The sequence below is a fragment of the Sphingomonas gilva genome, assembly GCF_003515075.1.
Classification (GTDB): Bacteria; Pseudomonadota; Alphaproteobacteria; order Sphingomonadales; family Sphingomonadaceae; genus Sphingomonas; species Sphingomonas gilva.
Genome location: NZ_QWLV01000007.1, coordinates 189,118 through 209,603 on the forward strand (window position 1 = coordinate 189,118; position 20,486 = coordinate 209,603).

Below are 20,486 nucleotides of genomic sequence, written 5' to 3' on the forward strand. Positions count from 1 at the left end.
TCCCATGAAGTTCCGGCAGAACCTCTATATCGATCGCGCGCTCAGCGATGCCCTCGACGACCTGGCCAGGAAGCCGGGCGCGAACAAGTCACAGATCGTCAGCGATGCGCTGGCCGCTTACCTCGCGCGGCGCGGCACCAAGGAGATCGACGATCTTCTGAAAGGCCGGCTCGACCGCATCTCGCGCGAGATCGGCCATGCCCGGCGCGACATAGAAGTGCTGCTCGAAAGCCTGTCGCTGTTTGTCCGCTACCAGTTGATGGTCACCGCGCCACTGCCGGAAGCAGATAGCGCCGCGCGCGCGGTAGGGCGCGAACGGTTCGAGGCGTTCGTAACCCAGGTCGGCCGCCAGATCGGCTCGGGCAAACGCTCCATCGGTGAACTCGAAGAGGGGGAGGCGCTGCAATGAGCGAGACGCTCTCAGCCGATCGCCGCCGCGCGATGCTGCGCACCGCGATGGGACCGACTATTGCCGCCGCACTGTCCGATCCGGCGGTCATCGAGATCATGGTCAATCCCGACGGCGCGCTGCGGCTCGACCGGCTCGGCGAAGGCCGCACCGATACCGGAACGCGCTACGATCCCGCGCAGGTCGAGCGGATCATCCGGCTGGTCGCCAGCCATGCGCGAACCGAAGTCCATGCCGCCTCGCCGATCGTGTCGGCCGAGCTGCCTCCGCATGGCGAGGGTGCCGGCGAGCGGTTCGAAGGTATCCTGCCGCCTGTATCGCTCGCCCCGTGCTTCTCGATCCGCAAGCCCGCGGCGAAGATCTACACGTTGCTCGACTATGTGAGCGACGGCCTGATGCCGGCCGAAACCGCGCGGCTACTCAGCCTGGCGGTCGTTGATCGCAAGAATATCCTCGTCGCCGGTGGCACCTCGTCCGGCAAGACCACGCTCGCCAACGCGCTGCTCGCCGAAATGGCGCACCTCGACGAACGCGTCCTCATCATCGAGGATACACGCGAGCTGCAATGTGCCGCGTCCGATGTGGTGGCGCTGCGCACCCGGCCCGGCATTGTCGGCATGGCCGATTTGGTCCGATCGACACTGCGCCTGCGCCCCGACCGGATCATCGTCGGCGAGGTCCGCGGCGCCGAAGCGCTGGACATGCTCAAGGCGTGGAACACCGGCCATCCCGGCGGCATCGCCACGGTCCACGCGAACAGCGCCGTGTCGGCGCTCTACCGGCTCGAGCAGCTTGTGCAGGAGACGGTCGTCACCGTGCCGCAGCGCCTGATTGCTGAGGCTATCGACATGATCGTCTTCATCTCCGGCCGAGGCGTTGCTCGCCGCGTGGAGACGATCGCGCGCGTCGCCGGCTTCGATCCCGACGGCAACTACGCGGTCCTCGACCTCACCCCCGATCCTTCCAGCCAACCCCAAGGAGAATGACCATGCGTCTTGCCCGTCTGTCCCACCACCATTCCGCGCTTCTGGTCGGAGCCGCGCTCGGCCTCGCGCTTGCGGTCGCGAGCAGCGCCCATGCCGCTGGCTCGGGCATGCCCTGGGAGGAGCCGCTCCAGAAGATGCTGGAATCGGTCCAGGGACCCGTTGCCAAGATCGTTGCGGTGATCATCATCATCGTCACCGGCCTGACCCTGGCGTTCGGCGAAACCGCCGGCGGATTCCGCAAGCTCATTCAGATCATCTTCGGGCTTTCGATCGCGTTCGCCGCGTCGAGCTTCTTCCTGTCGTTCTTCTCGTTCGGCGGCGGGGCGCTGATCGCGTGATCGGCGGGGGTCAACATATCGAGGGGTTCGAAGCCCCGCTGCACCGTTCGCTCGCCGAGCCGATCCTGCTCGGCGGCGCCCCAAGGACAATCGCGATCGTCAACGGCACGGTCGCCGCCGCGCTCGGGCTTGGCCTCCAGCAATGGATCGCGGGGCTGGTGGTCTGGGCGCTCGGACACACGCTCGCGGTGTTCGCCGCCAAGCGCGATCCGGACTTCGCGTCCGTCCTGGCCCGGCACCTCCGTCAGAAGGGACATCTTGCATGCTGAGCCTGCGCGAATACCGCAACCGTGCCGACCGCTTGGCGGATCACCTGCCCTGGGCGGCGCTGGTCGCACCGGGCGTCGTGCTCAACAAGGACGGGAGCTTCCAGCGCACTGCGCGGTTCCGAGGTCCCGATCTCGAATCCGCCACCGAAGCCGAGCTGATCTCGGCCTGTGCGCGCGCCAATAATGTGTTGAAGCGCTTCGGCACCGGCTGGGCGCTCCACTTCGAAGCGGAACGCCGTGAGGCGCTCGGCTATCCGGCGAGCGGCTTTCCCGACCCGGCCTCTTGGCTGGTCGATGAGGAGCGCCGTGCCGGGTTCGAAGGGGCGGGTGCGCATTTCGAGAGCCGTTATCATCTCACGCTCACCTTCATGCCGCCGGCCGATCAGGCCGATACCGCCGGGCGGGCGCTGGTCGAGCGCAGCGACGACAGGCAGGGCCGCGACTGGAGGCAGGCGCTCGAAGCCTTCGTTGCGGAAACCGACCGCGCGCTCGATCTCTTCTCCGGGTTCATGCCGGACGTGCGGGCGCTCGACGATGCCGAGACGCTGACCTTCCTGCACGGCACGATCTCGACCGCGCGGCACGCCGTCGCCGTGCTCGAGACGCCGATGTATCTCGATGCGGTGCTGGCCGATACGCCGCTGACCGGCGGGCTCGAGCCGAGGCTCGGCGACCAGCATCTGCGCACGCTGACGATCCTGGGGTTCCCCAACCTCAGCCGGCCCGGGATCCTCGACGCGCTCAACCACCAGGACTTCGGCTATCGCTGGGTCACGCGCTTCATCGCGCTCGACAAGACCGATGCGACCAAGGCGCTGACCAAGCTTCGCCGGCAATGGTTCAACAAGCGCAAGTCGGTCACCGCGATGCTGCGCGAGGTCATCTATAACCAGCCGGTCCAGCTGCTCGACAGCGACGCCGACAACAAGATGGTCGATGCCGATCTTGCGCTCCAAGCGCTCGGTGGCGACCATGTCGCTTTCGGCTATCTGACCACCATGATCACGATCGCGGATGCCGATCGCGCCCGCGCCGATGAGAAGGTTCGTGCGGTCGAGCGCATCGTCAACGGCCTCGGCTTCACCACGATCCTCGAGAGCATCAATGCGGTCGAAGCCTGGCTCGGCTCGCTGCCCGGTCATGTTTACGCCAACGTCCGCCAGCCGATCGTCCACACGCTGAACCTTGCGCATCTGATGCCGCTGTCGTCGGTCTGGGCGGGACCGGTCCGCAACGCGCATCTCGACGGACCGCCTTTGCTCTACGCGGAGACGAGCGGCTCGACGCCGTTCCGGCTCAGCACCCATATCGGCGATGTCGGTCATATGCTGATCGTCGGCCCGACCGGCGCGGGCAAATCGGTGCTGCTCGCGCTGCTGGCGCTCCAGTTCCGCCGCTACCCTAGTGCGCAGGTCTATGTCTTCGACAAGGGCTTCTCCGCGCGTGCCGCGGTGCTGGCGATGGGCGGCGCGCACCATGCGCTTGGGCTCGGCGGCGAGCATGAGGGCGAAGCCCGGCCAATCGCGTTCCAGCCGCTGCGCCATATCGACCGCGGCGATGAGCGCGCTTGGGCGGCCGAGTGGATCGCGGCGCTGCTGGCGCATGAGCATGTCGCGGTCACCCCCGAGATCAAGGAAGCGCTCTGGTCGGCGCTGAACAGCCTCGCCACCGCGCCGGTCGAGGAGCGGACGCTGACCGGCTTGGCGCTGCTGCTGCAATCGACCGCGCTGCGCTCGGCGCTGGCGCCTTACACCTTGGAAGGCCCGTTCGGCCGGCTGCTCGATGCCGCCGAAGATGACCTCGCCATCGCCGACGTGCAGTGCTTCGAGACCGAGGCGCTGATGGGTCAGGCCGGCGTGGTCGCGCCGGTGCTCACCTATCTGTTCCACCGGCTCGAGGAGCGGTTCGACGGTCGTCCGACGCTGCTGGTGCTCGACGAAGCCTGGATCTTCCTCGACCATCCGCTGTTCGCCGCGCGCATCCGCGAATGGCTGAAGACGCTCCGCAAGAAGAACGTCGCGGTCGTCTTCGCGACCCAGAGCCTCGCCGATATCGCCGGCAGCTCGATCGCACCCGCGATCATCGAGAGCTGCCCGCAGCGCATCCTGCTGCCCAACGATCGCGCGATCGAGCCCCAGTCCCGCGCCGCCTATGAGCGGTTCGGCCTCAACGACCGCCAGATCGAGCTGGTCAGCCGCGCCACGCCCAAGCGGCAATATTATCTCCAGTCCGCCCGCGGAAACCGCCTGTTCGAGCTGGGGCTTGGTCCGGTCGCGCTGGCGCTGTGCGGCGCCTCCGATCCCGCCACCCAGACGCGCATCGACGCGCTCCTCGCCGAGCACGGGCAGGGCGATTTCGCCCGCCGCTTCCTGAGCGACGCCGGCCTCGACTGGGCCGCCGGCCTGCTCGCCGATTTCCCGAATTCCCCAGCCCCCCAAGAAGGAGAAGTGTAATGCGTATTCTCAACCGCAAATTCCTGATCGCGACCGCGCTCGGCATCGGCACCGCCGGTTCGCTGACGTGCGGGTTGATCACCGCGAGCGCCCCGGCGCACGCGCAGATCAGCGTGTTCGACCCGACCAACTACAGCCAGAATTTGCTGACCGCGGCGCGGACGCTCACCCAGATCAACAACCAGATCCAGTCGCTCCAGAACGAAGCGGCGATGCTGATCAACCAGGCGAAGAATCTCAGCCGAATCGACTTCCCGCAGCTTCAGCAGCTCAACCAAAACCTGCAAGCGATCGACCGGCTGATGGGTCAGGCGCAGGGGATCGATTTTCGGATCGACGGGCTGGACCAGCAGTTCGCCCAACTGTTTCCCAAGGACTTCAGCAATGCGCTGACCGGCAATAGCCAGGTGGTCGCCGCCAAGGCGCGGTTGGACGCGGCGATGTCCGGGTTCCGGCAGGCGATGGGCGTGCAGTCGCAGATTGTCACCAATGTCCAGAGCGATGCCGGCGTGCTGCGTGACATCGTTGCGCGCAGTCAGGGCGCCGAGGGCAGCCTGCAGGTCGGCCAAGCGACCAACCAGCTGCTCGCACTGACCGCCAAGCAGCAGTTCCAGATCCAGAACCTGATGGCGGCGCAATACCGTGCCGAGGCGACCGAGGCGGCGCGCCGTGCGCAGGCCGAGGCCGAAGGGCGGGCGAGGACCAAGAAGTTCCTCGGCACGGGTCAGGCATACACCCGCCAATAGGCGCATCGACGAGCTGAGGCGGCGCGCTCCCAGCTCCCCGAACGCGCCGTCTCGTCGCGGGGTCCGAAGGGCTTTCCCCCTCATGGCCGCCGGACCCCGCGACACCTTCCTCAAGACGAAAGTAGCTGAGCTGTGCAGGACCTGGGTGTCATCGATCGCTTCATGCAGGCGTTCATCCGCTACATCGACAGCGGCTTCGGCCTGCTCGGCGGCGATGTCGGTTTCCTCACCACGACGTTGATCGGGATCGACGTCACGCTGGCCGGCCTGTTCTGGGCGATGGGTGGCGAGGACAATGTCCTCGGCCGCCTGATCAAGAAAATCCTCTATGTCGGCGTGTTCGCTTTCATCCTGAACAGCTTCTCGACGCTCGCCGACATCATCTTCAAGTCGTTCGCGCAGGCCGGGCTCACCGCGGGCGGCGGGACGCTCAGCGCCGACGACCTGCTCCGCCCCGGACGGGTGGCATCGACCGGCTTCTCCGCCGCATGGCCGCTGCTCGATCAGGCGTCGAGCATGATGGGGTTCATCAGTTTCTTCGAGAACTTCATCACCATCATGGTGCTGCTGTTCTCCTGGGCGATCGTCATCCTCGCCTTCTTCATTCTCGCCGTGCAGATGTTCGTGACGATCATCGAGTTCAAGCTGACCTCGCTGGCCGGTTTCATCCTCGTGCCGTTCGCGCTCTGGAACCGCACCAGCTTCCTCGCCGAACGCGTGCTCGGCAACGTGGTCAGCTCGGGCATCAAGGTGATGGTGCTGGCCGTCGTCGTCGGGATCGGGTCGAATTTCTTCTCCGAGTTCGTGTCGTCGATGCAGGGCCAGGAGCCCGATCTCGGCGCGGCGATGAGCCTGGCGCTCGGTGCGCTTTCGCTGTTCGGCCTCGGCATCTTCGGCCCCGGCATCGCCTCGGGCCTGGTTGCCGGCGCACCCCAGCTCGGCGCGGGTGCCGCGCTCGGCACGGCAGTTGGCGCAGCCGGCGTTACCATGCTCGCCGGAGGTGCGGCCGCGGGCGCGGCAGGCGCGATCGGCGGAGGCGCGCTCGGCGCGATCCGCGCCGGCACATCGATGGGTTCGGCTGCCTCGACGGCCGCGCAACTCGGCCGCGAAACTGGCGGCTCCGCAATGGGCGGCATGGCATCCGCCGCCAAGGGCGCCGCTGCGCAGAAGATGGAAAGCACGCTCGGCCTGGGCGCCGCCGCCGAACGCGGCCGCAATGCAGCCTGGTCCGCGCTCAATCGCTCTTCCGGATCGTCATCCGGCGGTGGCGGTGGCGGTGGCGGTAGCGATGGCACCGGCGACGGCACGCCCGGCTGGGCGCGGGCAATGCGCGCCCAGCAGACCGCCCGCCACCATCGTCAAATCGCGGTGCACACGCTCCAGCAGGGCGACCGAGGCGGCGCTTCCGCAACCCCCGACATCAAGGAAAAGGAGTAGCCTCTCATGCGATTCAAACGTGCCGTCCAGCGCTATGGACGAACCCCCGAACCCGAGACGCCATACCAGCGTGCCGGCCAACTCTGGGACGAGCGGATTGGCTCCGCCCGGATCCAGGCCCGCAACTGGCGGCTGATGGCGTTTGGCGGACTGTTCCTGGCCACCGGCCTCTCAGGCGGGCTTATCTGGCAATCGATGCAGAGCCGGGTCATTCCCTACGTGGTCGAAGTGGATAGCCTTGGCGAAGCCCGCGCGGTGACGCCGGCCGCCACCGACTATCGGCCGACTGACCCCCAGGTCGCGTGGCATCTTGGCCGGTTCATCACCAACATCCGCTCGAAGTCGCTCGACCCGGTGCTGATGCGCGAGAACTGGCTGTCGGCATACGACTTCGCGTCCCCGCGCGCCGCCATCTTCCTCGGTGAATATGCGCGTTCGGCCAACCCGTTCGCGGACGTCGGGGACAAGACCGTCTCGGTGCAGGTCACCAGCGTCGTTCGCGCGTCGGATACCAGCTTTCAGGTCAAGTGGCTCGAGAACGCTTTCGAGCGAGGCAGCATGGCTGGTACCTCGCGCTGGACCGCGATCCTGACGGTATCGGTCAAGCCGCCGAAGAGTGCAGATACGCTGAGGAAGAACCCCCTCGGCCTCTATGTCGATGCGATCGACTGGAGCCGCGAGCTGGACACGCCCGCGACCACCCCGGCGCCGCAGGCACGACCGACGCTTGCCGCACCGCCACCTTCGAATATTCCGCTCGGCTCCCCGCTCGATACCAATCTCGCTGCGCCCGCGCAGCCGCCACTGGAGAACCGTCTATGAAAGCTGCCCTGCTTGCAGCGACCATATTGGTCGCCGCCACGCCCTCCTTTGCCCAAACCGGCACGTCGGTGAAGGCAACCCCGATGCCACTGCCGGTTGCAGCCACACCGGCGCCGTCCGCTACGCCGACTTCGGCACCTGTGGCGGCCGCGGTCCTGACTCCGGTTCACAGGCACGTGCACCGCCGGCCCAAGGCGCCATCGCCGGCAGTGGCGCGTGTGCGCACGGCGAACCGCGATGCCACCCAAGAGCCTCAGGCCCGGGGGTTCGTGAATGCCGTCCAGATCTATCCGTTCAGCGACGGCGTGCTCTACCGACTCTATGCCGCGCCCGAACGGGTAACCGATATCGCCTTACAGGCCGGTGAGGCCGTCGTATCCGTTGCGGCCGGTGACACCGTGCGCTGGACCGTCGGCGATACCACGAGTGGTTCGGGTGACGCGAAGCGAGTCCATATTCTCGTCAAGCCGTTCGCGGCAGGGCTGAGCACGAACCTCATCATCACTACCAATCGCCGCGCCTACCATGTGCAGCTCGAGAGCACGTCGGCGACGGCGATGGCGGCGCTGTCCTGGACCTATCCGCAGGATGAGCTGATCGCGATCCGTCGTACCGCCGAGCAGGAGCGGGCCGCGTTGCCGATTGCGACCGGCCTGGCGATCGAGCAGCTAAATTTCGGCTATGGGATCAGCGGCGACAATCCATCGTGGCGACCGCTGCGTGCGTTCGATGATGGCCGGCAGACCTTTATCGAGTTTCCGGCGAGCATCGCGGTCGGCGAGGCACCGCCGCTGTTCGTGCTGGGCGCCGACGGCGAAGCGCAGCTCGTCAATTATCGGGTGTCGGGCCGCTTCTACGTGGTCGACCGGCTGTTCGACGCCGCCGAGTTGCGGCTCGGCGCGAAGAAACAGGCCATCGTCAGGATCAGCCGCGGCGGCAACGATCGCCGCAAGCATGGACGGAGGGCGTCGTGACCGAAGAGACTTCCGCAATGCCAGCAACGGCCAAGGCCGATCCTGAAACGCTGGTACTCCGCGGCACGCCTGGGCGGGTCGTGCGGTTCCGCCGCGGTGCGGTCATTGCCATAGCGGCGCTCAGCTCGACGGCAATAGTTGGCGGAGCCTGGGTCGCGCTCAAGCCAGCGACGTTCCGGGTAGTCGCCGGAAGCGATGATCGCGGTGACGGCAGCGCAAAGGCGCCAGCCGACGCGCTTGCCAATGCACCGAAAAGCTATGGTGAGGTGCCCCAGCTCGGCGCGCCATTACCCGGTGATCTTGGACGACCGATCCTCGAGCACCAGCGCTCGTTGGGTATCGCCGCTCCGCCCGTCAGCGTGGATCAAGCCACGCAGGCTGCCGAAGCCGAGCGCCAGCGCATCGCCGCCGAGCGGAAGGCCGCTCGGGAATCCAGCGTGATGATGCAAGTGTCGGGCGCGAACCGGCCTTCCGCTTCTTCGTCAGCAGAGACTTCGCCCGCTTCACCATCATCGGCCACGGACGCGGCTGCGTCGCCTCGCCTGGCGCTCGACCCCGAGCGCGATCCGAACAGGCAACAGCGCAAGGCCGACTTCTTGGCCGGCAGGGAGGGCGCTGGTGACATCAATCCCCACGCGCTCGCGCCGGCGGCCTCGCCCTGGACGCTCAGCGCGGGCAGCGTGATTGCCGCCAGCCTGATCACTGGCCTCAACTCCGATCTGCCCGGGCTTGTGACAGCCCAAGTGACCGAGAACGCCTACGATAGCGTCACAGGCCGGACACTGCTGATCCCGCAGGGGGCGCGGCTGATCGGCAGCTACGACAGCGTGGTAGCGTTCGGACAGAAGCGCGCGTTGGTGGTCTGGCAGCGGATCCTGTTGCCCGATGGCTCTTCTGTGCGGATCGACAACCTGCCTGGGACCGACACAGCCGGTTACGCCGGACTGGCTGACAAGGTCGATGTCCACACCTGGCAGCTGTTGAAGGGCGTGGCGCTGTCGACGCTTCTCGGCGTCGGTACCGAGCTGAGCCTTGGCAGTAGCGAGAGCGACCTTGTTCGCGCGATCCGAGAATCCGCGCAGCAAAGTGGATCTCGGGCGGGCGACCAGCTTGTTGCGCGCAACCTCAACATTCAACCGACCATACGGGTCCGCCCGGGCTGGCCGCTTCGGATCGTGGTGCACAAGGACATCCTGTTGCGTCCGTGGCAGGCCGCGGGGAGGTAAACGTGGTGGACTTGAAACTCCCAAAGCTGCCCGATCGGACACCAGTCAAACTGGCAATCACCGTGCCGCCGGACCTGCATCGCGCGCTGACCGATTACGCCGCCATCTATAACGACGCCTATGGTCAGTCAGAGCCGGTTGCCGAGCTCATACCGCATATGCTGGCGTCTTTCCTCGCCAGCGATCGCGGTTTTGCCAAGGCTCGGGACTCGCTGACCAAAACCGGAAAGAACGATGGCTGAGTCCTCGGAGCGACCGGAACGCCTTATCAAACTGGATGAGGTCTGCCGGCGCGTCGGACTGGGTAAGTCCATGATCTACGAGATGATCAAAGAGGGCCGGTTTCCGCGACCGTACAAGATTTCGCCGTTCGCCTCCCGCTGGAGCGAGATCGAGATCGTTGCATGGATCGCAGAAGTGAAGGATGGCTTCGAAGGGAAGCGCCGAAAAGTCTAGGCGCCTTCGGCCCACGCCTACACAGGTCCCGTTGATCGTGGAGCCCATTCCTGCTAGCATTTGCAAACCGGCGATCTGGCCGCATAGGCAGTTGGTTCAAAGGGAAAAGCGCCCCAATTTCGCGCGTGGTACCTAGCGTGGCACTTCGGAAGGACTGGCGAAATCAGCGATGAAATTGCAAAGGCTTGTCGCCTGAGTTCGAATCCCTCCGTCTCCGCCAGTGCAGACGCTATATTGATATTGCAGGATAAATCCTGAGGCTTTGGCCCGACAGTATGGCTCCTCGAGCCATTCCCTTCACGAGAGAGCGCGGCTACCCCGACGATTCCCGCGCTTTCGGTGCCGTTTCTCAGCGGCGTCGTGAAGGAAGTATCGCCAGACGCCGTCGCCTGCGTTGGTGGCGATGAGGCGGCCGGCGTGATCGTAGTGGAGCTGCTGCTGCCAGGCGGGGGCGTCGGCGGCGTCGTGGGTGGCCTGGGCCGCGATCTCGCCATACGCGTTGTAGCGTGTGGCCTGGACGACGCCCTTGTCCCATTGGGCGCTCGGGGTGGCGCGGCCGGCGGTGGCCTGGGCGGTGAGGCGGCCGAGCCTGTCGTAGCTTGAGAGCAGGCCTTCGTGGCGGGCGGTCCCGTCCGAGGCGAGGCGGGTCCAGGTCCTCGCCAGCTGGTTGCCGGCGGCGTCATAGGCGTAGTCGAAGGTCCCGCCCGCGGCGTCGATCGTCTTCTCGAGCCGCCCGCCCGCATCGTAGAGGTTGCGGGTGACGCGCTCGCCCGCGTCGCCCGCGCCCGCCTGGCGGGTGCGGGTGAGGTTGCCGAGCCCGTCATAGGCGTAGTCGATCGCAGGCGTGACCGCGACGCCGTCATGGCCGAGGAACGACGCCCGCTCCTCGCGGACGAGGTGGGCCAAACTTCACGAAGCTCGCGCATATCGGAAACGGAAGTTCAGCATGTTCAGTGTACGAAGTTCGCGCATATCGCGGAGTGAGGTTTGAGGAATTTGAGGCTCAAAGGCGATTTTCGCGCGCGGGGCCGGACCGGATGGAAGGCGGCGTGCGCCTTACGGCGCAAGGCGAGGGCGGACGACGTCAAAGAGCGGGCCGGCGGCGAGCGCGGGCGAGTCGGAACAATAGCAGAACATTGACATGTAGGACAGCAGAAAAATTGCAGCTAGCTGCGGCGGTCGTGCGCCATCGCTGCCAACCGCAGCACCTATCGACTCTTTCGATGATCCGAGGAGCAGCGCTTTCTGCGGCAACAAATTATATTAAAATACGTTGCCTCAGGGTGTCGAGGAATAGATCTATGTCCTTAATCTCCTGCCCGGATGGGAGACCAATTTCAGAAAATACAGGACGAAGCTGCTTTTCTGTCCACTGCTTGGACTGTTCCAATATTTCACGCATCTCCGCGCGATTTTGAGAGTCGCGCTGATCGTATTGGGGCTTCAGCCAGTTATCAATCATGCTCCTAAGGTCGCCGTCATTCTCAATATCGAACGCCGCCAAGCGATTGGCATCACTTGCGCTAAGACCGTTCACATCGATCAGGCTAAGCCAGACGATCATGTCTCGTGGTTGGAAGCTCATGATTAATATCCATATCTTGGGAAGGCGGTGATCGCTCGGCCCTGGGCATTCAAATAAGCTTGTGCTGACATTTGCGTCCCATAGGTAAGCGACCGATTATATCCCTCACCGATCACTCGCCCGAACTCATAGGGGCGCTGAGCGAGCCTTGTCGATCCGGTGTTAGCAAAAATCTGCTCCGCGCGAGTGATGGTGTTTAGCTGATCCCGCGCGCTGAAGAATCGTGTAGCCGCGCTAGGAATTCTTTCGACGGCCCCTGTTGTTGGGTTAATGCCAAGTGCCGCTCGATCATATTGCGATGCCAAGCTAAGCTGTGAGCCGTGACGCTCGACGAAGTGCGCTCCCGACGTAGCTTGCTGCATTTCCTCCAGCCGTCGCATGGCATTGGCTTCAAGCTTGCCCTCAAGAATGACTCTGCGCTCGGCAGGAGTAAGGCTGGCGAAGCGGCTCTCCGCAACTCGCGTGACGACAGGCGCGGCTTCGGCGGCTTTGGTGACGAGTTTCGCGACCCCGGGAACGAGGCTCGCGCCGACATTGATATAGTCGCCGGTGGTGGCGTCGCCGCGGATGACGGCAAGCGTGGAGAGGCCGGTGTCGAGCAGCGGATTGACCTGCGGCACCAGTTCGAGTTCAGCCGCGTCGGCCATCAATTGTTTGCCGAGAAGCTCGCTGCGCTTGGCGGCGAAGCCCGCCTCGATCATCTCGTCGCGCGCCATCGCGCCCCAGCTTTGCTGCTGGCCCTTGAACGCGGCATAGTCGGCGTCCAGTTCGTTCATCGAGTAATATTCGCGAACCTCATGCGGGCGTTCGGGCCCCATATAGAGCGCATCCTGCTCCGCTTGGCGGGCGGCATATTCGGCGTCGCTCGGGATGTTCCGGCGGCTGGCGGTGACGATGATGTCGCCCGGCAATGCCTCCTCGCCGAGATAGGGCAGCGGCGGGAGCGCGCCGAGCAGTTCGGCAGCGCTTGGCGTGACGTCGCCCGAGACCAGCGGTCCGCCCGGATCGAGATTGATCCCGCCCACCTTCCCCGTCCTGCTATTGCCGGCGAAGGCGTCGCTGATGGCGTTCCCCAGTGTCCGCCCGAGGGTGTTGCCGATGGCGGAGGGGAGGGCGGCGAGCACATTGTCGCCGAAGCTGGTGCCTTCCACCAGACTGCGGGTGGCGGCGTAGCGGCGGCGCGGCGAGGGTGCCGGTGGGCGTGCGTCGCATAAGTCGCGGGTGTTGCGCAGTTCCGTTACGCAAAGTTGCTAGATTGTTACGCGAAGTTCAGTGTGTTCAGTCTCTGACGCGGGCGCAGGCGACGAGGCGGCACACCGGGCTTCGACGCGAAGCGGAGCAATTAGGTGTTGTATCCCCGGAATTACCTTGAGTTTCGTTCCCGGATTATTATCTAAATTCAATCAATATCATCTGTATAGCCCTGTGGAAACCATATTCCTCGTACGCTGGTGGAGCCGATATTGGGAGCAACATGTTTCTTATCTAAATCACTTAACTTAACATCGTCAATAATATTCAAAATAACAGGCATTGTTCTATTCCCAAAAATGTATCTCTGTATCAAGCCAATCGCCTCTTCTCGACTGAATGCCGATACACCACAACCAAGATTTAGTGGAGTCGGCTTATCAAGCTTTTCAAAATCTATCCAAAAAGTGCGTAAAGCGGTCATAATTTTCCTTTCGGCTCAAAGCGTATAACTGGTCCAAGATTTGGATTGCCATGCCCTGGGATAATGCCGTGATTCAGATCGAGTCCAGGTAGCCGATTCTCCAGACCCTCATAATATTTAAGGCTTCCTGGCGGGACAACGTAATCAATATCGCTTCCAATCATTCTAGAACCTCGGGCGGCCGAGCCAACAATTTCTAACGGTCTGCCTGCCTGATTCACTACATCTTGAATAATTGCTACTTCAGCTACAGTTAGGTCGCCAAGACCAGATGCTTTTGAGGCGCGTGCCGCGCGCCAGCTCTGAATTCCCCGGATGCTGCCATGCGCCAGATTGCCGCCCAATGCGGCGATGTCGAGCACAGCACTCGCGCCGTCGCCAGCGAGATAATCCAGCGGCAGCTTCGTCGCGCCCGTGAACGGCGCGCTCGCGCCCAGAATGTGGTTGCCATGCGCCGCAAGCGCGAGTCCACCCAATGCCGCCGCAATGCCGCCTTCTGCGAGCAGGGGCGCCGTAAACGGAGCGGCGCCCACGGCCATGATGCCGCCGAAGAACATGTCGACCTTTGTGAGGTCAGCATTGACCCGCGCCATCGTGTCGACATCTTCGATCCAGCGCACCTGACCCTCGCCCGTCTTCTCAAACCGGCCGAAGCTCGTCATTCCCTCGTTCCAGTGTCGGCTGCCATCGCTGACGCTGAACCTTTCGGTTCGTCCGACCCACTCCCCGTTCTCTACCGTGCCAGTCATCGTCCCTGTGGCAGGAGATGCGCCGCTGGTGGTCACATCCTCATAGCTGGGGCCGTAGGACCCCATGATCGCGTTGCGCGCCTCCCAGACGTTGCCACCCGCCGCCTCGAGGAAATAGTTGATGCGCGCGTTGTCGATCGCCTGAAGTGCGTAGGGATCGAGCCCGAGAAGGTTCAACGACAGGTCATCGCCGTAAAGACCGCGATCGAACTGCGAGAACGCCCGGCCTGCAGCCGCGTCTATCGCCCGCGAATTTACGAAGCCGGATTCACCGTTGGCACCTGCCGCCTTGCCCGTCCTGCTGTTGCCGGCGAAGGCGTCGCTGATGGCGTTCCCCAGTGTCCGCCCGAGGGTGTTGCCGATGGCGGAGGGGAGGGCGGCGAGCACATTGTCGCCGAAGCTGGTGCCTTCCACCAGACTGCGGGTGGCGGCGTTGGTGATGGCGTCGGCCATGGTCGAGGCGGCGTTGTTGCCGAACTTGCCCGCGCTTGCTTTGATCCCGAGCAGGCCTTTCTCGCTGCCCAGCCCGCGCGCGACCCCACCGCCGACCCCTGCGCCGATGCCGGCGGCGGCGACGGCGGCGAAGTCGAATTTCGATTGCAGCCTGGTCGCGACAGCGATCCCCTGGCTGACCGCGTTGCCGAGCGCGCCGCGGACGACATCGCTGCCGAACTTGGCCAGCCCGCTTGCGGTTCCGAACGCGTCGACACCTTGAAGCCCGCCGCCGACCGCGCCGCCGATCGCGGCGAGCGCGACGCCCTTCCAGTTGAACCCGCCTTGTTGCAGCCCGGTGGCGAGGCCGAGCCCCTGACTGGCGATCGAGCCCGCCGCACCCGCGGCCGCGCCGCCGGCGATCGCGCCGGCCGTCGCCGAGCCCAGCGCCTTTGTCAGCACCGGCGTGATCTGCGGCGCTATCCAGACGGTTACCGCCACGGCAACCGCGATCAGCAGGATCGCGCCGATGCCGCCGCAGCCGTCGTCCTTGCCGGCGGCGGCCTGCGGCTTGGCCTTGATCGGGGCGAGGTCGCCCTGGGCCTTACCGGGATCATAGGGGCGGAAGGTGGAGGCGTGGTTGCCGGTGCGCGTCACCCCTTGCGGGACGGTGAGGCTCTGCCCCGGCGCGAGCGTCTCGGCCCCCGACAGGCCATTCGCCTCGGCGAGCCGCCACCAGAGGTTGGCGTCGCCCCACAGGCTCGCCGCGACGCTCGCCAGCGTATCGCCCGCCTGGACGGTGTAGCGTCCGGGCGCTGCGTCATGCTCGCGCCCGCCGGGATCGTCCGCATTCTGGTCGAAGTCGGCGCGAATGCCCCAGTCGTTGCCGACATCGCCGATGCGCACGCCATCGAAGTAGTAATGCAGGTCGACCGGGGTGCTATACTGGCCGCGCTCCTGCCGGCGGAGCACCAGCCCTTCGGCATTGGTGACGAAGCTCACCGTGCGCGGCTGACCGTCCTGGATATACACCGAGGCGAGATGCCCGGCGTCGTCGTAATAATAGCTCGACGTGTTGTTCGCGCCCGATTGCGCGATGTTGGGATCGTAGACCACCTGCTGGAGCCGCGCGCCGTCCCACCACTGATAGACATTCTCGGTGTCGCTGGTCGGCTGCGCATTGCCGTTGACGCTGTTGGTCGTCCGGCTGTGCGTCACCACCCCGCCCATATAGACGCCGGTGTACACGCCCGAGCTGGTCTCGGCGCGGTAGTCGTAGGTGGTGGTCGAGGTTTGGGATGACCATTCACCGATTATCGAGACTGTCTGGGTCGCCAACTCGTCGCGCTTATTGTACGTCGAGGATGTCCCATACGCGACTCCACCCTCTGGCTTGTATTCCACATAACTCAGGACGCGGCCCAGTTCATCTCGAGAATAGGAATAACTTACCCATGACGATCCCATCGGACCCGCGTAAATCATATAAGGATTGACGATTGCACTTTGAGAAATCGTCGTTGTTCCGGATATATGGCCATCTATTGTGTAATTGTAGGTATCGGTTTTTTCACCATAATAATATCTCTCGACTTGTGACCAATGGTATCCTGAATAGACGTAGGGCGTATCGCTGTAAACCATTGGGCCTTGATTGGGATATACGGGCGTACCCATCCACCCCTGCCAGAGCAGCGAGTTGGTCATCTTGTTGACGGTCTTGCGCCGGCCGGCGGCGTCGTAGGTGATCTCCTCGCCCTTGTCGCCGCGCTGGATGACCGTGCCCGTCGCGCCGCGAGCGCCGGACAGCTCGCCCATATTGGTCACCACGCGGTTCATCGCGTCGTAGCGATACCAATAGTCCTGCGTCTCGACCGTGGAGGTGACGTTGCCCTGATAATCGATCTTGCGATAATCGGCGAGGACATGCCGGATATTGCCGACGAGATCATATTCATAGGCGACGGTGACCGGCGCGGAGCCGCTGACTCCGGTGTCGGCATAGGACGTCATCCGCCCGAGCGCGTCCCATTCCGCCTCGGCGTCCTGGTGCGAGATGGTGTAGCTGGTGGCGGTGCCGTTGTAATAATCGTAGTAATGTCCCGTCACCGCGTGCTTTTCGCGGGTGCGGTTGCCGCCCTCGTCATATTCGTAGGATGCGGTGGCGGTGGAGCCTGAATAGCCGTTGTCGGTGCCGGTGACGACCTGGGCGAGCTGGCCGCTATTGTACCAGCCATAGGCGACGTCGGCGCCGGCGCTCGTCTCCTGCGCGATCATCCGGCCGCCGGCGTCGTAGGCGTAGGTATAGTCGTGGTCGCCGTAATCGGTCCTGGCGGTGACGTGGCCGAACAGATCGGTGGTCTCGGTCGCGGTCTTGTTCGAGCTGTTGACCGTCTCCTTCACCCAGCCGCCGAAGCTGCCCATGCCGGTGGTGGCGATGCCGCCTTGCCATTCATAGCTGTAGAGGGTGGTGATCGCATCGGTCGAGCCGGCCGCCGTGATCTGCGAGATGATCCGGCCCTCGCGGTCGTAATCGGTGCGGTCGAGCACCGACGGGTTGAGCACGTTGGTGTTGTAGAAGTCGTTCCAGTGGCGGGTGCGCTGGCCGAGGATGTCGTAGGCGTAGTATTCGGTGAGGAGGCCGCCGCGGCGGGTGGTTTGGGTGAGGCGGCCATTGGCGTCGTATTGGCGCAGCTCGTCGCTCTCGATGGCGTTGGCGCCGGTGTGGAGCTCGTTCCTGAGGATGCGGGCGTCGCCGTGGATGTCGTGGAGGGTCTGGAAGACGCCGCCGTCTGCATGGAACTCCTTTGTCACGAGCGCTTCTGATCCGGGGCTGTGTCCGGTGCCTGCGAGGAGTGTGCGGGTGGTGGTGTTGCCGTTTGCGTCGATGGTGGCGACGAGGCGTCCGGCGGCGTCGTAGCGCAGCTGCTCGACGGGGCGGTGATCGCTGGCGAGGCCATCTTCGGCGGTGACCTTGACCTGGGGCCGGGTGATGCTGGTGAGGCGGCCCATGGCGTTATAGGCGTATTCGGTGCGGCGCCAGGCGTCCGATGCGTCGGGATCGTCGGCATTGGCGCGCGCGTCGCGTTCCCAGATCACCTCGCCGAAGGCGTTGTATTGGCGGGTGGTGGTGAGGGTGGCGCTTGTGGTGGCCGAGAGCTCGCGGTCGGGGGCGCGGGTCTGGATGGCCTGGCCGCGCTTGTCGTGGACCGTGACGGTGGTGACCGCGTCCGCGGCGCTGGTGCCGCCGGCGGCGGTGATGGTGGCGGCATAGTTCTCGAGCGTCAGCGGCGACGCGCCCACGCCCTGGAAGGTGAGGGTCAGCGTCTGGCGGCCGGCGGCGTCGTGAAGGAAGTATCGCCAGACGCCGTCGCCTGCGTTGGTGGCGATGAGGCGGCCGGCGTGATCGTAGTGGAGCTGCTGCTGCCAGGCGGGGGCGTCGGCGGCGTCGTGGGTGGCCTGGGCCGCGATCTCGCCGTACGCGTTGTAGCGTGTGGCCTGGACGACGCCCTTGTCCCATTGGGCGCTCGGGGTGGTGCGGCCGGCGGTGGCCTGGGCGGTGAGGCGGCCGAGCCTGTCGTAGCTTGAGAGCAGGCCTTCGTGGCGGGCGGTCCCGTCCGAGGCGAGGCGGGTCCAGGTCCTCGCCAGCTGGTTGCCGGCGGCGTCATAGGCGTAGTCGAAGGTCCCGCCCGCGGCGTCGATCGCCTTCTCGAGCCGCCCGCCCGCATCGTAGAGGTTGCGGGTGACGCGCCCGCCCGCGTCGCCCGCGCCCGCCTGGCGGGTGCGGGTGAGGTTGCCGAGCCCGTCATAGGCGTAGTCGATCGCAGGCGTGACCGCGACGCCGTCATGGTCGAGGAACGACGCCCGCTCCTCGCGGATCAGGCGGGCCAAACTTCACGAAGCTCGCGCATATCGGGTACGCAAAGTTCAGCATGTTCAGTGTACGAAGTTCGCGCATATCGCGAAGCGAGGTTTGAGGAATTTGAGGCTCAAAGGCGATTGTTCGCGCGGGGCCGGACCTAATGGAAGGCGGCGTGCGCCTTGCGGCGCAGGGCGAGGGGGCGGACGGCGTCAAAGAGCGAGCCGGCGGCGGAGCGCTGGCGAATCGGAACAATAGCAGAACATTGACATGTAGGACAGCAAAATTTGAAGCGGAGGGAAGGCTTAATTTTTTGCCATCTCGAACCAATGATCCACCGCCTCATCGATGCGTGATGCGGGAGCGCCATCGATTGCAACCGCTAAGATCACATTCATACAAATGGTGATTACGGCGGCTTCTTCGCCACTGCCAAAACCCCTTATTACAGGGTGATTCTCAAACGCTGAGTTTAATTCGCCGATACCCCAAGAGAGTCTATTAGAAGCACGACAAAGGGCTTCGCCAAAATAATAGCCCAACCTCATGCTCCACAAGTTGAAGAATTTATCATCGCCAGATTGTAACTCCGCTTGAGCTATATGACGCAATGCGAGAGAAACTGATTTCTGAGAGAAATTCAAATTGACAGCGTCTATGCGCATATTCGGAAATTCATTCCGCCCCATTTCCAAAAATGCCTGCAAGACGTTTTGTGCTTCATCTTCGCTTAGCCGATAGATCTCATTACCGGTTGAAAAGTGACCGTTCACATTCACTCCCTTCAATGAACCACGGATTTTATACCGGCATCCTGAAGCGCTTGAAGAACCTCAGGTTGTACACCTCGCCAGAAATGCCACTCAGCACCGCGAATTTGACCTGTTTTGATCAGATAAGTGTCTTTAGCAATTTGCCTATTGATAGCAGATGTCAGTTTGACGTTCAGGCCTGCCTTGGATTCATAAGAGATTCCGGCAAGAACCCGGTCGGCGTAGCGAGGACCTAGAGGAGTTTTGAAGGCACCGCCCGGCTTAACTCCTAAGCCTCCCAAATAATTAGCTAGCCGAGTTTCCCCCCACTCTCCAAGCGATTTTGTGGCAAGAGGAACTAATTCTCGAGACGCCGTAGGAACCGCTACTTCTGCGGTAAACACGCCCGCCCGCCGTGCGGCTATGATTTCCGCTGCGCCTCCGGTTGCCATGAGTGCGGCGTCCAGAAGTTCGCCTTTGGTGTACGGAGCGGTGTAGCCCGCGCCGGGTTGTCCATGTCCAACGATCGAGGACATCGGAATGCCGCCCGAAGCGATGTATGGCCGCCAGACCGGCGGGCTGATTTCGGTTTGGCTCCACGCGCTGTAATTATGAAGAAGTTCCATGCCCAGATTGGCGTTCGCCAGCTCCGCCCCGGCTCTACCTGCGCCCCACCCGCTGACGCTGCCATAGTGGGAAGGCTGGCCTGACCCGTTCAACCAACTGCCGAGCGGCTGCAGTATCTGGGTTTTCGGATGCGTAACGTCGTACCAGAGCTTTTCCAGGAAATTCATTCGGTTGCCGGTTATCACATATTCGCCGTTGCTATATTTTATGGTGGCTGTGGGACTCTTACCTTCATAGGGATCGAAGCCGATGAAGCGTGCTTCCTGCGCCAGGGATGCGTTGGTCGCGCTGCTCGTCACGATATCGACAAAAGGTGGAACCCCGACGGCCGCCCCCCCATTGGAACCGTTGACGCCAGCCCCGAGATACGGAACGCGCGGGATGCCCGCCATGTCGGCCTGGATGTCGGCGAGGAGTTGGTCACGGCTGACCAACTCGCCAGCTTTACTATTTGTCGGAGCGCTGTCTTTATGGTCGGTTGCTTTGCCGGTCCTGCTCGTGCCGGCGAAGCCGCCGGTCACCAGGTCGATGAGGCCTGCGCCGATGGTTTGGCCGATGACGGACGGGAGCGAGGCGATGATGTTGTCGCCGAAGCTGGTGCCGGTGGCGAGGCTGCGGGTGGCGGCGTAGGCGATGGCGCTGGCGCCGCTCGTCGCGAACTGCTGGCCGTGGGCGGCGAGGCGGGAGCCGG

19 protein-coding genes are annotated in these 20,486 nt (G+C 64.1%); 12 read left to right on the top strand and 7 right to left on the bottom strand.

The genetic code is table 11. From position 1 onward, the window contains the following. Window positions 1–4 precede the first annotated feature (4 nt). The 12 genes from D1610_RS14215 (at window position 5) to D1610_RS14270 (ending at window position 10,116) form a co-directional block, all read left to right on the top strand. A complete protein-coding gene (locus D1610_RS14215) occupies window positions 5–409 on the top strand; it encodes a ribbon-helix-helix domain-containing protein (RefSeq protein ID WP_118864836.1) in 405 nt (134 codons plus the stop codon). Further along, the gene (gene trbB, locus D1610_RS14220; protein WP_182466845.1) at window positions 406–1,395 is read left to right on the top strand and encodes a P-type conjugative transfer ATPase TrbB; all 990 of its coding nucleotides are present in this window, start codon (window positions 406–408) and stop codon (window positions 1,393–1,395) included. Before D1610_RS14215 ends, trbB begins: the two co-directional genes overlap by 4 nt. Continuing rightward, a complete protein-coding gene (locus D1610_RS14225; protein WP_182466846.1) occupies window positions 1,392–1,733 on the top strand; it encodes a TrbC/VirB2 family type IV secretion system protein in 342 nt (113 codons plus the stop codon). The genes trbB and D1610_RS14225 overlap by 4 nt, the downstream gene beginning before the upstream one ends. Beyond that, complete coding sequence (locus D1610_RS14230) at window positions 1,730–2,002, top strand: VirB3 family type IV secretion system protein (protein WP_118864838.1); 273 nt, start codon at window positions 1,730–1,732, stop codon at window positions 2,000–2,002. The genes D1610_RS14225 and D1610_RS14230 overlap by 4 nt, the downstream gene beginning before the upstream one ends. Further along, entirely contained in the window at window positions 1,996–4,455 is a 2,460-nt protein-coding gene (gene trbE / locus D1610_RS14235) for a conjugal transfer protein TrbE (protein WP_118864839.1), read from the top strand. Before D1610_RS14230 ends, trbE begins: the two co-directional genes overlap by 7 nt. After that, window positions 4,455–5,201: a P-type conjugative transfer protein TrbJ gene (gene trbJ, locus D1610_RS14240; RefSeq protein ID WP_118864840.1), complete on the top strand. Its 747-nt coding sequence runs from the start codon at window positions 4,455–4,457 to the stop codon at window positions 5,199–5,201. The genes trbE and trbJ overlap by 1 nt, the downstream gene beginning before the upstream one ends. Before the next feature lie 132 nt (window positions 5,202–5,333). Further along, a complete protein-coding gene (gene trbL, locus D1610_RS14245; protein ID WP_118864841.1) occupies window positions 5,334–6,638 on the top strand; it encodes a P-type conjugative transfer protein TrbL in 1,305 nt (434 codons plus the stop codon). A gap of 6 nt (window positions 6,639–6,644) precedes the next feature. Beyond that, a complete protein-coding gene (trbF, locus tag D1610_RS14250; RefSeq protein WP_118864842.1) occupies window positions 6,645–7,460 on the top strand; it encodes a conjugal transfer protein TrbF in 816 nt (271 codons plus the stop codon). After that, the gene (gene trbG / locus D1610_RS14255; protein WP_118864843.1) at window positions 7,457–8,434 is read left to right on the top strand and encodes a P-type conjugative transfer protein TrbG; all 978 of its coding nucleotides are present in this window, start codon (window positions 7,457–7,459) and stop codon (window positions 8,432–8,434) included. The genes trbF and trbG overlap by 4 nt, the downstream gene beginning before the upstream one ends. Further along, window positions 8,431–9,660 carry a TraB/TrbI/VirB10 family type IV secretion system protein gene (locus tag D1610_RS14260; protein ID WP_245942264.1) on the top strand — a complete coding sequence of 410 codons (1,230 nt, stop codon included), beginning with the start codon at window positions 8,431–8,433 and terminating at the stop codon, window positions 9,658–9,660. Before trbG ends, D1610_RS14260 begins: the two co-directional genes overlap by 4 nt. A gap of 5 nt (window positions 9,661–9,665) precedes the next feature. Next, a complete protein-coding gene (locus tag D1610_RS14265) occupies window positions 9,666–9,902 on the top strand; it encodes a DUF2274 domain-containing protein (RefSeq protein WP_425453237.1) in 237 nt (78 codons plus the stop codon). Next, a complete protein-coding gene (locus D1610_RS14270) occupies window positions 9,895–10,116 on the top strand; it encodes a helix-turn-helix transcriptional regulator (RefSeq protein WP_118864845.1) in 222 nt (73 codons plus the stop codon). Before D1610_RS14265 ends, D1610_RS14270 begins: the two co-directional genes overlap by 8 nt. Before the next feature lie 297 nt (window positions 10,117–10,413). Here the strand turns inward: D1610_RS14270 and D1610_RS14275 are convergent, their stop codons facing one another. The 7 genes from D1610_RS14275 to D1610_RS17170 form a co-directional block, all read right to left on the bottom strand. Beyond that, entirely contained in the window at window positions 10,414–11,022 is a 609-nt protein-coding gene (locus D1610_RS14275; protein WP_118864846.1) for an RHS repeat protein, read from the bottom strand. Window positions 11,023–11,374: 352 nt separating this feature from the next. Next, on the bottom strand, window positions 11,375–11,701 hold the full coding sequence (locus tag D1610_RS14280) for a hypothetical protein (RefSeq protein ID WP_118864847.1): 327 nt from the start codon (window positions 11,699–11,701) through the stop codon (window positions 11,375–11,377). A 2-nt stretch (window positions 11,702–11,703) separates the two neighbouring features. Further along, the gene (locus D1610_RS14285) at window positions 11,704–12,852 is read right to left on the bottom strand and encodes a hypothetical protein (RefSeq protein ID WP_118864848.1); all 1,149 of its coding nucleotides are present in this window, start codon (window positions 12,850–12,852) and stop codon (window positions 11,704–11,706) included. A gap of 248 nt (window positions 12,853–13,100) precedes the next feature. Further along, window positions 13,101–13,376: a hypothetical protein gene (locus D1610_RS16890; RefSeq protein WP_147414346.1), complete on the bottom strand. Its 276-nt coding sequence runs from the start codon at window positions 13,374–13,376 to the stop codon at window positions 13,101–13,103. Beyond that, window positions 13,373–18,448 carry a LysM peptidoglycan-binding domain-containing protein gene (locus tag D1610_RS14290; RefSeq protein ID WP_118864849.1) on the bottom strand — a complete coding sequence of 1,692 codons (5,076 nt, stop codon included), beginning with the start codon at window positions 18,446–18,448 and terminating at the stop codon, window positions 13,373–13,375. Before D1610_RS14290 ends, D1610_RS16890 begins: the two co-directional genes overlap by 4 nt. Window positions 18,449–18,721: 273 nt before the next feature. Next, complete coding sequence (locus D1610_RS16895; RefSeq protein WP_147414347.1) at window positions 18,722–19,189, bottom strand: hypothetical protein; 468 nt, start codon at window positions 19,187–19,189, stop codon at window positions 18,722–18,724. Window positions 19,190–19,200: 11 nt separating this feature from the next. After that, on the bottom strand, window positions 19,201–20,486 hold a 1,286-nt coding region (locus tag D1610_RS17170), incomplete at its 5' end, for a hypothetical protein (protein ID WP_182466847.1).